At 63.2% G+C, this 13,653-nt stretch carries 15 protein-coding genes and 1 pseudogene; 6 read left to right on the top strand and 10 right to left on the bottom strand.

Features of this window, described 5'->3' with window-relative positions:
• The first annotated feature begins 8 nt into the window (after nt 1-8).
• The 3 genes from SBP01_RS08610 to SBP01_RS08600 all read left to right on the top strand — a co-directional run bounded on the left by SBP01_RS08610 (nt 9) and on the right by SBP01_RS08600 (nt 1,730).
• Nucleotides 9-749, top strand: a complete 741-nt coding sequence (locus SBP01_RS08610) for an aquaporin (protein WP_275215594.1) — start codon at nt 9-11, stop codon at nt 747-749.
• Nucleotides 750-858: 109 nt separating this feature from the next.
• Nucleotides 859-1,209, top strand: a complete 351-nt coding sequence (locus SBP01_RS08605; protein WP_320538121.1) for a metalloregulator ArsR/SmtB family transcription factor — start codon at nt 859-861, stop codon at nt 1,207-1,209.
• A gap of 35 nt (nt 1,210-1,244) precedes the next feature.
• The gene (locus SBP01_RS08600; protein WP_320538120.1) at nt 1,245-1,730 is read left to right on the top strand and encodes an N-acetyltransferase family protein; all 486 of its coding nucleotides are present in this window, start codon (nt 1,245-1,247) and stop codon (nt 1,728-1,730) included.
• Nucleotides 1,731-1,842: 112 nt separating this feature from the next.
• On the opposite strand, the gene arsA is transcribed toward SBP01_RS08600, so the two are convergent.
• From arsA to SBP01_RS08570, 6 genes and pseudogenes are all read right to left on the bottom strand, one after another.
• Nucleotides 1,843-3,606 carry an arsenical pump-driving ATPase gene (gene arsA, locus SBP01_RS08595; protein ID WP_320538119.1) on the bottom strand — a complete coding sequence of 588 codons (1,764 nt, stop codon included), beginning with the start codon at nt 3,604-3,606 and terminating at the stop codon, nt 1,843-1,845.
• A gap of 8 nt (nt 3,607-3,614) precedes the next feature.
• Nucleotides 3,615-4,007, bottom strand: coding sequence for an arsenite efflux transporter metallochaperone ArsD (gene arsD, locus SBP01_RS08590; protein ID WP_320538118.1), 393 nt, complete (start codon nt 4,005-4,007; stop codon nt 3,615-3,617).
• 192 nt (nt 4,008-4,199) lie between these two features.
• Nucleotides 4,200-5,495, bottom strand: a pseudogene (locus SBP01_RS08585) (MFS transporter).
• Between the two features lie 960 nt (nt 5,496-6,455).
• On the bottom strand, nt 6,456-6,764 hold the full coding sequence (locus tag SBP01_RS08580) for a hypothetical protein (RefSeq protein WP_320538117.1): 309 nt from the start codon (nt 6,762-6,764) through the stop codon (nt 6,456-6,458).
• Nucleotides 6,765-7,052: 288 nt separating this feature from the next.
• Entirely contained in the window at nt 7,053-7,988 is a 936-nt protein-coding gene (ppk2, locus tag SBP01_RS08575) for a polyphosphate kinase 2 (RefSeq protein ID WP_320538116.1), read from the bottom strand.
• 228 nt (nt 7,989-8,216) lie between these two features.
• Nucleotides 8,217-8,720: a MarR family winged helix-turn-helix transcriptional regulator gene (locus SBP01_RS08570; protein ID WP_320538115.1), complete on the bottom strand. Its 504-nt coding sequence runs from the start codon at nt 8,718-8,720 to the stop codon at nt 8,217-8,219.
• 96 nt (nt 8,721-8,816) lie between these two features.
• Here SBP01_RS08570 and SBP01_RS08565 point away from each other — a divergent pair, with 96 nt between their 5' ends.
• Together SBP01_RS08565 and SBP01_RS08560 are read left to right on the top strand one after the other, a co-directional pair.
• A complete protein-coding gene (locus tag SBP01_RS08565) occupies nt 8,817-9,491 on the top strand; it encodes an NADPH-dependent F420 reductase (protein WP_320538114.1) in 675 nt (224 codons plus the stop codon).
• A gap of 46 nt (nt 9,492-9,537) precedes the next feature.
• Nucleotides 9,538-10,581, top strand: a complete 1,044-nt coding sequence (locus SBP01_RS08560) for an LLM class flavin-dependent oxidoreductase (RefSeq protein WP_320538113.1) — start codon at nt 9,538-9,540, stop codon at nt 10,579-10,581.
• Nucleotides 10,582-10,786: 205 nt separating this feature from the next.
• Here SBP01_RS08560 and SBP01_RS08555 read toward each other — a convergent pair whose 3' ends face one another.
• Nucleotides 10,787-10,909 (bottom strand): hypothetical protein, encoded by a 123-nt coding sequence (locus tag SBP01_RS08555; RefSeq protein WP_320538112.1) that lies wholly within the window; start codon nt 10,907-10,909, stop codon nt 10,787-10,789.
• 154 nt (nt 10,910-11,063) lie between these two features.
• On the opposite strand from SBP01_RS08555, the gene SBP01_RS08550 reads away from it, so the two are divergent.
• Nucleotides 11,064-11,210: an NAD(P)-binding protein gene (locus SBP01_RS08550; RefSeq protein WP_275215583.1), complete on the top strand. Its 147-nt coding sequence runs from the start codon at nt 11,064-11,066 to the stop codon at nt 11,208-11,210.
• Here the strand turns inward: SBP01_RS08550 and SBP01_RS08545 are convergent.
• Genes SBP01_RS08545 through SBP01_RS08535 form a run of 3 tightly spaced genes read right to left on the bottom strand, consistent with a single transcriptional unit; the run spans nt 11,207 to nt 13,502 of the window.
• Nucleotides 11,207-11,992 carry an amino acid ABC transporter ATP-binding protein gene (locus SBP01_RS08545; RefSeq protein ID WP_320538111.1) on the bottom strand — a complete coding sequence of 262 codons (786 nt, stop codon included), beginning with the start codon at nt 11,990-11,992 and terminating at the stop codon, nt 11,207-11,209. The genes SBP01_RS08550 and SBP01_RS08545 overlap by 4 nt on opposite strands.
• Nucleotides 11,979-12,644, bottom strand: a complete 666-nt coding sequence (locus SBP01_RS08540; protein WP_414004280.1) for an amino acid ABC transporter permease — start codon at nt 12,642-12,644, stop codon at nt 11,979-11,981. Before SBP01_RS08540 ends, SBP01_RS08545 begins: the two co-directional genes overlap by 14 nt.
• A gap of 36 nt (nt 12,645-12,680) precedes the next feature.
• A complete protein-coding gene (locus tag SBP01_RS08535) occupies nt 12,681-13,502 on the bottom strand; it encodes an amino acid ABC transporter substrate-binding protein (protein ID WP_320538110.1) in 822 nt (273 codons plus the stop codon).
• Nucleotides 13,503-13,653: the final 151 nt, after the last annotated feature.

Genomic DNA, 13,653 nt, shown 5'->3' with positions numbered 1-13,653 from the left:
CTGTTGGTATGACTTCTCAACAACTGCCGCTATGGCGCCGTGCCGTCGCCGAGCTGCTCGGCACCAGTTTGCTCGTGATGATCGTTGTCGGCTCCGGGATCGCCGCCGAGCAGCTCTCCCCTAACGATATTGGCCTGCAGCTACTCCAGAACAGCACTGCCACGGTCCTGGGCCTGACGGTCCTGATCCTGGTGCTCGGTCCCGTCAGCGGCGCACACTTCAATCCGGTGGTGTCCCTGGTGGATTGGGTCTTGGGCCGGCGCAGCGGCACCGGGCTGACCCTGCCGGACCTCGGCACCTACGTAGTTGCCCAGACGGTGGGCGGGATCAGTGGAAGCGTCATTGCGAACGCCATGTTCGAGGTGGCCACTTCGATCTCGGTCAAGGACCGCACCACCAGCGGGCACCTCCTGGGCGAGGTCGTCGCCACCGCAGGACTGGTGCTGCTGATTTTCGCCCTGGCCGCCACCAAACGGGGCGCCCTCGCAGCCCCCGCCGTCGGCGCCTACATCGGCGCCGCATACTGGTTCACCTCCTCCACATCGTTCGCGAACCCCGCCGTGGCTGTCGGCCGGATCTTCAGTGACACCTTCGCCGGCATCGCACCCGCCTCAGTGCCCGGCTTCGTCATCGCGCAGCTCGTCGGCGCGGCCGTCGGCGTCGGCCTCCTCGCCATCCTGTTCCCGACCGCTTCCCGCAACGCGGACGACGTCGTTATCCCGCGAAGTTCCGAAGCGGCCAACCGGTAACGCTCGGCGGCTGCTGGCGACCCTGCCGTCCCGTCGAGATGGGTACGAAAGGGCACTCGTTGACATAGCAGTATATTGATGACTGTCAATATCAAGGCATAATAGTCACATGACCTCTCTGCCTGTCCTCGTACCCGCCACGGATGAATCCTGCTGCGCCCCTGCGGGAATGCCCGTTCTCGGCGCCGAGGAAGCTAAGCAGAAAGCTCTGGTCTTCAAGGCCCTGGCCGACCCGAACCGGCTCCGCCTACTCTCCATGGTTAAGGCCGAGGCGTCCGGGGAGTCCTGCGTCTGCGATCTCACCGACCCACTGGATCTGGGCCAGCCCACGGTCTCCCATCACTTGAAGATTCTGGTTGACGCCGGCCTGCTGCATCGCGAAAAGCGCGGCACATGGGCCTACTACTCCCTCGTTCCCGGCGCCCTGGAGCAGACGGCCGGCCTGCTGGCGTCCCTGTGAATCAGACTCCGGCCCCTGACGTTATTGTCCGGCCCATGCGGGAATCCGACTGGCCAGAGGTCCGGCGGATCTACATGGAGGGAATCGCAACGGGCCAGGCCACGTTCGAGGTCGAGGCACCGGATTGGCGCGGTTTCGATGCCTCGCGGCTTGCTTCTCACCGCCTGGTGGCTGAGGCGCCCGGCGACGGGATTCTTGGCTGGGCTGCTGTTTCCGCTGTGTCCTCCCGCCCCGTCTACTCCGGTGTCGTGGAGCACTCCGTCTACGTTTCAGCTGCGGCCCGCGGCCGTCGGATAGGAACACTCCTGCTCCAGGCGTTGATCGCGTCGACGGAAGAGGACGGCATCTGGACCATCCAGGCGAGCGTTTTTCCGGAGAACGAGCCGAGCCTCAGGCTGCACCTTGCCTACGGCTTCAGGGTGGTCGGACGGCGGGAAAAGATTGCCCGGATGGCCCAGGGCCCTGCCGCCGGCCAATGGCGGGACACCATCCTGATCGAACGGCGCACGCAGGTCCCTTAGCTCTTGTGTTGCCAACAGGCGGCAAGGCGAAGGACCCACCGGGCGACGAAAACTCAGTGCAGGACGGCGGGTCCGACGCCGAGTACGTGTGTGGGCGGGGGCTGGATCCATCTCAGGCGGGCTGTGAGCTGAGTGCGGTCAGCGCCGACAACCTGTTTTCGCCTGTGGGTTCTTCGGGCAGCAGCGGAATAAGCGCCGTCCGGTCCGTCAGGGTGTGGACCTTGGTGATCTGTTCCATTTCGCTCGCCGCGCGGGCCTGCAGGAACGGGGACTGCGGGTGCGCGGCGGCAATCGAGTTATTGATGACCCACGCCCACGGGTGGATTCCGGCCCTCTCCAGGTCACCCTGGAGTTCTTCGGCTTCGAGCACGGGCGTCGTTTCCGCCAGGGTGACGAGGACGACCTTGGTCTGTGCCGGATCCTGCAGCCGCATCAGGGGCGTCACGAAACCCATAGTGTCCCCGACTTGGCGTGCGATTTCCCGGTGGTACGAGCCGGTGGCGTCCAGGAGCAGCAGGGTGTGGCCGGTCGGTGCCGTGTCAATCACCACGAAGTGCCGGCGGGATTCCTGGACCACCTTGGAGAACTGCCGGAACACCGCCACCTCGTCGGTGCAGGGCGACAAAAGGTCCTCGGCCAGTGCAGCGCGCCCGTCGTCGTCCAGATTCCGGCCCTTGGTCTCCATGACATGGTGGCGGTACTCCTGGATGGCCGCTTCGGGATCAATGCGCGAAACCGTCAGGCCCGGGATGGAACCGTGGAGTGTCTCTGTCAGGTGGGCTGCGGGATCAGTTGTGGTCAGGTGGACCACATGTCCGCGTTTGGCCAGGGCGACCGCGATGGCGGCCGCAACCGTGGTCTTTCCGACCCCGCCCTTGCCCATGCACATCACGAGGCCGTGGCCGTCGAGCTCCACTTCGTTCACCAGGGCAGCCAGCGGGGCGTCCTCAATCTCGGAGATCGGCGTGGCTTCGTCCGTGATATCAGCGACGGACGTGGCCGCGAAGAGGGATTCCAGTGCCGCAATGCCGACCATGTTGCCCGGCTTCAGATCCAATACATCGCGGGGCAGCCCGGCGACCGCGTCAGGAATGGCTGCGATGGCAGCCGCTTCCCGGGCGCGCAGCGCCTGCGCAAGATCCTCATCCCCCGCCGCTTCGGGCAGGACGCCGTTGACGACGACGTACCCTCCCCCGATCCCGATCTGGTTGAGTTCGAGGTAAGTCCGCTCAATTTCGCTCAGTGACGAGGTCTGCGCGCGGGCGACCAGGACAAGCCGGGTCCGCGCCGGGTCCGTGAGGGCCTGGACGGCCTTCGCGTAGACCTGCTTGTGCTTTTCCAGCCCGGACAGGGGGCCCAGGCAGGAGGGGTCTCCCTTGCCGGCGGCCAGGAAATCGGTCCACGAACCGGGCAACTGCAGGAGCCGGATGGTGTGGCCGGTCGGGGCGGTGTCGAAGACGATGTGGTCATAGTCCCCGTAGAAGCTGTCGTCGGCGAGCAGATTTGTGAATTCATCGAAGGAAGCGATCTCCGTGGTGCAGGAGCCCGAGAGACTCTCCGCGATCCCGACCAGCTCAGATTCAGGCAGGAGGCCCCGGACCGGCGCGATGATCCGTTCCCGGTAAGCCTCGGCGGCCTGCTCCGGGTCAATTTCCAGTGCCGATAAGCCCGGCACATCCTGAAGCGGTGTGACGGTGTTCCCTATGGTCACGCCGAAGACCTGTCCGACATTGGACGCGGGGTCGGTGCTGACCAGCAGGACTTTCTTGCCGGACCTGGTGAGGGTCAGCGCTGATGCGCACGCTACGGAGGTCTTGCCGACGCCGCCCTTGCCGGTGAAGAACAGGAACCGGGGCGAGTTCTCGAGAAACTTCATGCCGGGACCTAGCAGCAGCTCGTCGAGCCGCCGCAGCAGCCTCCGGACTTTTCAGTCAGGCCAAGTTCCGGACGGGACTGCGGCTCAACCGCGGCTTGGCCCAGTCCGGCCAACGTCAGCAACTGCTCCCTGCTGGGGTAGGTGCCGGTGGCAACCGTGACTCCGTCGACGATGGTGAGCGGAAGGCCCTTGGATCCAACCACGTGCATATAGCCGCGCACCGTTTCGTCCTCTGCGAAGGCGGTCGGTTCGCTGGCGAGGTTGTGGCGGGCGATGTCGGCTCCGAGGCCCTGGAGGTGACGCACGTCCGCGGTTACCTCCACCAGGGACTGGTCCACGTCAGGACCGCAGACCCCGGTGTCACAGCAGAGGGCGGACTCGTAGATGCGGATAGCAGGCATAGTGTTCTCCTTGGCTTTCATGGCGGTTCGATTCGACAGCGAAACACGGAGTGCCACCCATTCAGGCGGTCGGCCCCGAGCAGGGACATCGTCAGCGTTAAGCATATCGACATTCATCGATACATGAAAGGCGGTGAGGCGACGTAGCCGGGCGCACAATTTCGCCCGATTTGGCACCGTGCAGTGTCGGTGTCAGTGCGAGAAGTCTGCTGAGATTTCGGCGAGGGTGCGCCCCTTCGTCTCAGGCGCGAGCCATTGCGAGAGGACTGCGCCGAGTAATGCGACGGCGGCGGCTACGACCATGCTTGGGCCCAGGCCGATGTTGCTGATCGCCCATGGCAGGGCGAAGGTGCCGAGTGCGGCTCCGATGCGGCTGAAGGCCGCGGCGAAGCCCATACCGATGCCGCGCAGGTGGCCGGGAAACACCTCGGCCGGATAGACCTGGGTCATCGTGGTGTAGCTGGCATTGAAGAAGGAGAAAGCGAGAAACAGAACGAGCACGAGGATCGCTGGTGCGTTTGCCCAGACTCCGATGATCAGCAGGATGCCTGCGCAGAGCCACTGCCCGGGCACGGTGAGGATCCGGCGGCCGAGCTTGTCAATCAGAAGTACTGTGGTGACAACACCGGCGGCCGCAAGTGCGGACAGTCCGACACCACCGGTCCAGCCGCCGAAGCCGAATTGGTTGAGCACGTCGTCGGCGAAGGTCGCGATTGCGAAGTAGGGAGTGACCGCGCAGAACCAAAAACCTGAGGTGAAGAGGGTGGTGCGCCAGTACTGCCTCGAGAACAGCATTCCTAAGGAGGCGCCCTTGACTTTGGTCCCGCTCTGCGCGGCTTGGGCCTCCTGGATCAGCCTCAGATCCATTTCTCCCGTGATGCTGTCGTGCATCTGTGGCGATTCGACATATCTGCGTGCGATCGCGAGCGCTTCCTCATGCCGTCCCTTCGTAATGAGCCAGCTCGGTGATTCGGGGAGGCCCAGGCGGGCGAGGAACAGGACGAAGGCGAGTATCGTGCTCGTGCCGATTACGAGGCGCCATGGGGTGCCGGCGTCGTGCAGGAGCGTGCCGATGATGAATGCCATCATGAAACCGACGTACCAGGCGATCAGAGTCAGCCCGAGCAATCGCCCGCGGAGCTTTGGAGGGGAGAACTATGACAGCAATGGCCCACCGATTGAGTACTCGCCGCCGATCGCGACGCCCATGAAGAACCGGATGGCGGCCAGCTGGATCACGGCTCCGTCGCCGGAGGTTACGAAGAACTGCGCCCCTGAGGCGACCAGGAACAGGCCCATGTCCACGAGGAACATGGGCTTGCGTCCGAACTTGTCAGTAGCCCAGCCGGCCAGCGGGGAGCCGACGAAGATGCCAACCAGCGGGCCAGCAGCGATCATGCCCAGAGATAGTGCGTCGAGCTGGAGCTCTGACCGCATGAGCCCGCTGACGGGACCGATGATTCCGAGGATGTAACCGTCGAGGAACATCCCACCGATGAAGACGGCGACAAGCCGCACCATGAAGCGGCGTTTGAACTTGGAGCAGGTCTCTTTTGATATGGAGGTCTCGACGGTCGGCTTGGGGCTTTCGCTACGTTTTTCAGCGCTGACGTCACGTGTGCTTGTCATGAAGTAATCCCTTTACTGAGTGTTGCGGATGCCTCAGTTTTGCCTCGCCTGACCGGGCCTGGGCTGGCAGGTTCGATGCGTCGAGACAGGTGGCGCCGTTCCCTGGGAGCGAGGTTCAAAGAGTGGCATTGGTGCATACCGCACTCTTCTAAGCTTCAGGGACTGGGGCGCGACCCACCGGGGCACCGCTTTGATTTGTTCCGCATGGAGCAATGAGTTTCGCAGTAAGCAACAGAGTGAGGCACGTCATAGAAATTGTCAAGGACTCAAACCGGCGTCTGCTCCACCCTTGACTTTCACGCCTGAACGCGATTCTGGCCTCCATCCAGGGCTGTCATCATGACTGTGCACGGCATCCGATGGAGCTGGCATTCCCACTGAAACCGGAACGTCCTAGGAAACCTACGATCCGGGCCGCGAAGTCATGTCGCCCGCAGCCGCCCATGCAGCCAGGACCCTAACCCGGCCACCCACACAACCGAACAGGCGACGACGGCGCCTGGCACAGACCGCGGACAGCGTCAAAAGGTACCAGCGAAGGAATATGGTCCACACTTCATGCACACCCCTTTGCGCCCACTTCCGCGGCCCCACCCAAGCTGCATAAACGGGCCGACCGGGTGGGTCGGTTGAGCCTGGCGCTGGAGTTCGCTCTGACATGAAAGGCCGCCCTGCGGCCTCCGGAAAGTGAGCACGGACCGTCAACGGCCCAGCTGAACCTGTCGCCTCGAGGACGCAAGTCAGCGCCCTCGGAGGACGACCACCCATCAGTCGATGTAACCAAACTGCTAACTGAGTGCAGCTAGCGAGCCCGTAATACTAGGAATCCTTGCGGCTCCCGCCAAAGATCATCGAGGCCAGCGCCATGACCCCGGTGACGGTGAATACTGCCGGCCATGCGCCGATCTTCTTCGCCAGGGGGTGGGACGCGCCAAAGGCCGTGATATACACGCCCGTGAGGCCGGCAGCCCGGCCCGCGCCAGCGTCGTTTTTCCAAACCATGAACGCGGCCAAACCGCAGGCTGCCAAAATGGCACCGCCAGCCTGCCTGTTGCCTGTATCGCGGGCGACCTTGTAGCCGAGCAGGAGACCGGTCTTGGCCAGGCCGGTCGAAATGATGCGAGACATTCGATTTTTCCTTCGGCGGAACGGATAAGCGTTAACCTAAGCATAGGTCCGGTGCTGGGAAACGAAGTCGTTCCATGCGCGCCGAAGTGGCCAGGGACCCTGCGGCGATGCCGGCGTCGGCGCATTCCGTTCCGTCACCCTTCGCGGCGACCTCGTAGGTTGTCGCCTTGGTGCTGATGGGGAAAAAACCGGTCGGTTTCATTTCCGTACGATCACCACGTCCAGGGTTCAGGGCTGGCATTCGCCGAGCAGGCAGCCACTTGGAGGTGACTGCCACGACCTCGCATCTTAGTCGCCGGCGGCGTCGCGCCCGCGGCGGACGATCAGAGGGTCCGGCTCGTAGACCACCGAGGTGTCTTTGTTCTCGTAGTCGAACTGGTTGAGGAAGAAGCGTATGGCGTTGATCCGCCCGCGCTTCTTGTCATTGGACTTGATGGTGATCCACGGAGAATGGTCCGTGTCAGTGCGGAGGAATGTGGCTTCCTTGGCTTCTGTATAGTCCTCCCACCGGTCCAGGGAGGCGAGGTCCATTGGGGAAAGCTTCCAACGCCGTACCGGGTCGATCTGCCGGATCGCGAAGCGGGTGCGCTGCTCGTGGCGGGTCACCGAGAACCAGAACTTGGTGAGGTGGATCCCGGAGTCCACCAGCATTTTCTCGAAGAGCGGCGCCTGGTCCATGAACGTGCTGTACTCCTGATCGGTGCAGAAACCCATGACCCGTTCGACGTTTGCCCGGTTGTACCAGGAGCGGTCGAACATCACGATCTCCCCGGCCGTGGGCAGGTGCTGGATGTAGCGCTGAAAATACCACTGCCCCTGTTCGCGGTCCGATGGTTTGTTCAAAGCCACCGCACGGGCCGAGCGGGGATTCAGGTGTTCGGTGAAGCGCTTGATTGTTCCGCCCTTGCCGGCCGCGTCGCGGCCCTCGAAAACGATTACATGCTTCAGATCCTGGTCCTGGCCCCAGTATTGGAACTTCAGCAGCTCGACTTGCAGCCGGTATTTCTCCAGTTCGTAGTCTTCCCGGGACATCCGTGCGTCGTACGGGTAGTCCTCCCGCCACGTCTCCACCGCCGAACCGCCGGGATGGATCAGCTCCGGGTCTTCGCCCTGCCCGCCGCGCACTGTGTATCCCAACTCCACCAGATGGTCGATCGCCTCCCGAAGGTTCTCCCGCACCCATCCCTGATCTTCGGGTGTCCATTGCCCGTCCTCCAGCGCCATTTATCGGCCCCTTTCTGGCTTTGCGAAGCCTTTTAGATCGCTGGGTCTACACCCGTGTGTCGCTCGGTGTGACTCACCACAGTCGTAACTGATGTCATTAGGTCAGCATGCTCAACCCTCAATTGGAGGCCTGGGCTACGGCGCGGGCCGGTCTACTCCAAGCCGCTCCAGGTCCACGACTCCGGCGCCAAGCGCCACGACTGTGGATAGCCAGTTCACCTGTTGGTTTTAAAGGTTATCCATCGCTTCGCAGGGGCTGGCCCCAGGCTGTGCGCGGTGGACGTTTCGGGCCAGCTGACCAATCAGGATGCGTATGGTCTGGGCGTCCTCACGCTCCAGCCCGGCAAGGAGGTCTGCCTCGGCCGCGGCCACGCGCTCTTCGCAGGCAGCCAGTATGTCCCGTCCGGAGTCGGTGGCGATAATCTTCCGGGCCCTGCGGTCGGCCGGGTCCGGGACCCTCTCCACCACGCCCGCGGCCACCAGGGTGTCGAGCAAGTAGGTCAGGACGGTCCGGTCGATGGCGAGGTGCGCCCCGAGCGCCTGCTGGTTCGGCGGGTCTTTGTGTACGACGGCGGAGAGCACCTGGAAGCCGCGGATGCCGGCGGGCATCTGGTCAACGGCGTCCTCGAAGCGGGTCTGGTAACCGCGCAACACCATTGCCAGATGCCAGCCCAGATCGCCCGGAACGGCCGTGACGGTGCTCCCGGGGTGGGCCTGCCTGCGTTCGATCATTGACTCATCTTACCGTCAACCGTGAAGTTGTGCAGATGTTCTGCCGGATATATAGTCTGTCCCACAACATACTTTGGTATCGGAAGGACCGGCAGCATGAGCGCTCCGCAGAATCACCCGGAAGAACCCCGGACCATCGGGATCCTCGGCGCCGGAAGGGTGGGAACCGCCGTCGGACGCCAGGCTCTCAAGGCCGGGTACGACGTTATGGTCGCCACCTCCAAGCCGGCCGAGGACATCGCCCTCATGGTGCAGATCATGACCCCCGGAGCGGTGGCCGTCACGGCCACTGAGGCAGCCGAAGCCGACATCGTGGTGGTGGCGGTGCCGCTGCATAAGTACCGCACCCTCGACCCTGCGCTCCTGGCCGGCAAGACGGTCATCGAGGCAATGAACTACTGGGCACCGGTGGACGGCGAGATTGACGACTTCGAGAACGATGACCGGACGAGCAGCGAAATCGTCCAGGATTATCTGGCGGGCTCGAACATTGTGAAGACTCTCAATCACATCGGCTACCACGATCTCGAAGTGGACGGCCGGGAACCCGGTTCCGAAGGCCGGCGGGCCCTCGCCCTGGCCGGTGATCACCAAGGCGCGAAGTACCTGGTCAGCCGATTCATTAACCGGATCGGTTACGACGCGGTGGATGCGGGGCCGCTGGAGGCCGGCCGCAGCTTCCAACCCGGCACCGAGATCTTCAACGGCAGCCACACCGCGGAACAGCTGCGGTCCATCCTGTCCGCGGACCGTGAACCCGTCCGCCTCTGACTCCGGCCCCAACAAAACCCGCCCCAGCACTGCATCTAGGAGAACCATGGAAATCGGCGCCTACAGCTTCGGTGACACCCAGCGAAACCCCAACGGAAGCCTCCGGTCCACCACCGAAGCCATCCGCAACCTCCACGAGGCCATCGTCCTCGCGGACCGGAATGGGCTGGACTACTTCGGAATCGGCAAGCACCACACCCTGGACATGCCCGCCTCCTCCCCGGGAACCGTGGTCGCCGCAGCAGCGGCCGCCACAAAGCGGATCAAGCTCGGCAGCGGCGCGAGCATCATCAGCACCGATGACCCGGTCCGGGTGTTCCAGCAGTTCGCCATCGCTGACGCTGTCTCCGGCGGCGGCCGGGTGGAAATCACCGCCGGTCGCGGATCCTCCGTCGAGACCTTCCCGCTGTTCGGCTACGACCTGAAGGACTACGACCGGCTCTACGCCGAAAAACTCGACCTGCTGATGACCATCAACAACAGCAAGACCGAGAGCGTGACCTGGTCCGGAACGGTCCGGCCAGCCCTCCATGACCTTGCCGTGGTGCCGCGCCCGGTCAAGGGCAGGCTGCCCCTCTGGCTGGCCACCGGCGGCAGCGCACCATCCTCGGTCCGCGCCGGGGAGCTCGGCCTGCCCATTTCCTACGGCATCATCGGCGGGGCACCCTCCCGGTTCGCACCCCTGGCAGACCTCTACCGGGCTTCTGCCGCGAAGGCCGGACACACCGCCGAAGACATCAAGGTCTCCGTAGCCACCCTCGGCCTGATCGCCCCCACCAAAAAGGAAGCCCTGGAGCGGTTCTACCCCGGCTGGTACAACCTCAACATCGAAATGGGCAAACTCCGCGGCTGGCCCGCCCCGGACAAGCGCCAGTTCCTGGCACAGGCCGAGTTCCCCGGCGCCTACTACGTCGGAGACCCCGACGAAATCGCCCAACGCATCGTTGACCTGCACGGCCACATGGGCCACATGCGCCACTTCCTCCAAATGGACATCGGAAGCCTCCCCCACGACCACTTCCTCGAATCCCTGACCCTGCTCGCAACCGAGGTCAAACCCCGCGTCGAACGCCTCCTAAAGAAGCCATAGAAATGACCGGGCGGACAGTGCCGGATCGCACCGTGGAGCCAGCCTGTAAGGATCACTGGATAGTCCCCCCGCGTCCATGGCCGTCTCCTCGCTGCCGTCGTGATAGATGCCAGGGACGCCCGGTTGGCGCGCCAAAGCTCAACCGATGGGCTGCCGGGCTGTGCGTTACGGCCTGCAAGAAAACGGCGCGGACACCGCGGCGGAGCTAGTTCTGGGCGTATTGTGTGCCCAGGCGGGTCATGGCCTCGCCGAAAGCGTCCACGGTTCCCGTGCCCGAATCAATAGTGAGGAGTTCTTTGCTGCAGCTCATCATTGGGGGCTTCACCATAGGGGGTCGATAATGAATAGCAGGCTAAGTAGGCCAAGGGTGCCCATAAAGCATGCGCGGCCATGCTCTCGTGGCTCTCGTGCTTTTGTTGCTTCTTGCGGCCGCCGACCCGCCGCCCACCCATTCTGCGCCGTGATGTCTGCACAGCCTCCCCGTGGTCGGTGCGACCCTCGCAGAGGTCCTGACTGCATCGGCGCTCTCCAGGACCGGTGTCCACGTCACCCTGCTCGAACGCTCGGATGACACCGGGCGCACAGGAGCTGCCCTCCACGTCCAGGACGGTCTCGATCGCCGTGGTTAGAACGGATTCAGAAGCCGGTCCACGAACTGGCGGGTGCGCTCTTCCCGTGGATCGCGTAGCACTGTGTCCGGGTGACCGCGTTCGACGACCACTCCATCGGCCATGAAGATCACCTCGTCAGCGACCTCGCGAGCAAAGGCGAGTTCGTGAGTGACCACCACCATGGTCCAGCCCTCGTCCGCCAACTCCTTGATGACCGTCAGGACGTCGCCGACCAGTTCTGGGTCCAACGCGGACGTCGGCTCGTCAAACAGGAGGAGCTGCGGTCGCAGGGCAAGGGCACGTACGATGCCGACACGCTGCTGCTGGCCGCCGGACAGCTCGAAGGGATAGCTGTCTTCCTTGTCCGCCAGCCCGACCCGGGCCAGCAGTTCCCTGGCCTCTTCAATGGCTTCGGCCTTGGGGCGCTTCTGGACCTGAACCGGGCCCTCGATGACGTTTTCGAGGGCAGTCTTGTGCGGAAACAGGTTGTAATGCTGGAAGACCATTGCGCTGCGGTCCCTCATGGAGGAAAGCTGCTTCTTCGGCACCGGCAACGAAAAATCCACTGTGAGGTCATTGGCGAACTCGACGATACCGCCGTCGGGAACCTCCAGGCCGTTTAGGCATCGGAGGACCGTCGTCTTACCCGAACCGGACGGCCCGATCAGCGTGACCACTTCGCCCCGGCGTACGTCCATGTCGATGGATTTGAGCACCTCATGTCGACCAAATGCCTTGCGAAGTCCACGCACAGTCAGGAGGGTGGCAGCTTCCGGGAGATTGGACTCAGTGGGCGACATAGCGGTCCAATCTCTTTTCGAGGACAGACTGTCCGCCGGCGAGGACCAGGCAGATTATCCAATAGATAACGGCTGCTTCCAGATACAGCAGCATGAATTCCTGACTGAAAGCCGCAACCTGCTGTGCCTGGCGGAACAGTTCAGTGACGAGGATCAGCGAAGCCAACGATGTGTCCTTAACCAGGCTGATGAAGGTGTTGGACAAGGGCGGGACTGACACCCGCGCGGCCTGCGGCAGGATGATCCGCACCAGCGACTGGCGGCGTGACATGCCGATAGTGTGTCCGGCCTCCCACTGTCCTTTGGGAACGGACAAAATGGCTGCGCGGATCACCTCTGCGGCGTAGCCGCCCACGTTCAGTGAGAAAGCGATGATCGCGCTCGGCCAGGGACTGATGGTGATGCCAATCGACGGCAGCCCATAGAAGATGACAAACAGCTGGACCAAGAGAGGGGTGCCGCGGATGACGGAAATGTAGATCCGCGCAATCGCGGAAAGGGCTGGATTGCGGCTTAGCCGCATCAGGGCCACCAGTAGGGCGAGCAGCAGGCCCAGGCCGAACGACGCCAGCGCCACGGGAATCGTGCCAGTAATCGCGCCAGTCAGAATGGGTCCCAAGGAACCCCAGACGAGCTCCCAGTTGATCGTCATGGTCTGGCGCAGCGTTCTTCGACGGCTACCATCCCGCTACTTGGTGACGTCGGCGTCGAAGTACTTCTGCGAAATCTTTGTCAGGGTGCCATCGGTCTGCAGGTCGGTCAACGCCTTATTGACAGCGTCCGTCAGTGTGGTTGAGCCCTTGCGGAACGCGAAGGCACTCAGCGACTTGTCCGTGGTCTCGGCAGCAATCTTGATGCTGTCATCGTGCGAGGTCTTCTGCTGGTCCAAATACGTGAGCTTGTCGTTGATGGTCGCATCGACGCGCCCCTGCTTGAGCAGCGTGATCGCCTGCGCCCAGCCTTCAACGGCCTGCACGTTGGCACCACTCTGCTGGGCAAGCTTGTACCAGTTGCTCGTCAGCGACTGGGCCGTGGTTTTGCCCTTGAGGCTATCGAAGGAATTGATGCTGTTGTTGTCGGACTTGGTGACGATTACGCCCGTGCTCACCGTATATGGGGTGGAGAAATCGTACTTGGCCTTGCGTTCGTCCGTGATCGAAACCTGGTTGGCGACGACGTCGAACCTCTTGGCTTCGAGCCCGGCAAAGATGGCGTCAAACTGTGTCTCCTGGAACGACGGCTTGACGCCAAGTTTGCCTGCGACGGCCGTGATGATCTCCACGTCGTACCCCGTCAGGTCCCCGCTGCCATTGGCGTGGAACGAGAAGGGTTTGTAAGTGCCCTCCGTGCCGACCTTAAGCACACCTGCACTCTTCACGTCGCTCAAAGACGTGTCCGTTCCGCCTGCCGGCGCGGAACTCGAAGGACCCGTGGACGCCGACCCGCATCCGGACAGCGCTAGTCCCGCAGCTGCGATGAGGCCGATTACGGAAAGTCGCGTGTGCTTCATGAAGGTCCTTCTTCGAGGGCGGCAAGGGGGTTGTCAGCCACCTGGCCACGCGGCGGCAATATCCTTTGACGATAGCAAGGCCGACGACTGGATACACCCCGCACATGACCCAGTGTGACGCCCTGGTTTGAGACAACCTTGACGACCGCCG

Origin of the sequence: Pseudarthrobacter sp. IC2-21, from assembly GCF_034048115.1 — a bacterium.
Taxonomy (GTDB): Bacteria; Actinomycetota; Actinomycetes; order Actinomycetales; family Micrococcaceae; genus Arthrobacter; species Arthrobacter naphthalenicus.
The sequence above is the reverse complement of the archived record's forward strand: the minus strand, read 5'-3'. Positions and strand labels throughout refer to the sequence as shown.

Coding starts and splice junctions, on each gene's coding strand:
- SBP01_RS08600 (WP_320538120.1), top strand. CDS start 1,245: ATGCGGGAATCCGACTGGCCAGAGGTCCGGCGGATCTACATGGAGGGA.
- SBP01_RS08555 (WP_320538112.1), bottom strand. CDS start 10,909: ATGGTGAAGCCCCCAATGATGAGCTGCAGCAAAGAACTCCTCACTATT.
- SBP01_RS08570 (WP_320538115.1), bottom strand. CDS start 8,720: ATGATCGAACGCAGGCAGGCCCACCCCGGGAGCACCGTCACGGCCGTT.
- arsA (WP_320538119.1), bottom strand. CDS start 3,606: ATGAAGTTTCTCGAGAACTCGCCCCGGTTCCTGTTCTTCACCGGCAAG.
- SBP01_RS08610 (WP_275215594.1), top strand. CDS start 9: ATGACTTCTCAACAACTGCCGCTATGGCGCCGTGCCGTCGCCGAGCTG.
- SBP01_RS08580 (WP_320538117.1), bottom strand. CDS start 6,764: ATGTCTCGCATCATTTCGACCGGCCTGGCCAAGACCGGTCTCCTGCTC.
- SBP01_RS08535 (WP_320538110.1), bottom strand. CDS start 13,502: ATGAAGCACACGCGACTTTCCGTAATCGGCCTCATCGCAGCTGCGGGA.
- SBP01_RS08565 (WP_320538114.1), top strand. CDS start 8,817: ATGAGCGCTCCGCAGAATCACCCGGAAGAACCCCGGACCATCGGGATC.
- ppk2 (WP_320538116.1), bottom strand. CDS start 7,988: ATGGCGCTGGAGGACGGGCAATGGACACCCGAAGATCAGGGATGGGTG.
- arsD (WP_320538118.1), bottom strand. CDS start 4,007: ATGCCTGCTATCCGCATCTACGAGTCCGCCCTCTGCTGTGACACCGGG.
- SBP01_RS08560 (WP_320538113.1), top strand. CDS start 9,538: ATGGAAATCGGCGCCTACAGCTTCGGTGACACCCAGCGAAACCCCAAC.
- SBP01_RS08605 (WP_320538121.1), top strand. CDS start 859: ATGACCTCTCTGCCTGTCCTCGTACCCGCCACGGATGAATCCTGCTGC.
- SBP01_RS08540 (WP_414004280.1), bottom strand. CDS start 12,644: ATGACGATCAACTGGGAGCTCGTCTGGGGTTCCTTGGGACCCATTCTG.
- SBP01_RS08545 (WP_320538111.1), bottom strand. CDS start 11,992: ATGTCGCCCACTGAGTCCAATCTCCCGGAAGCTGCCACCCTCCTGACT.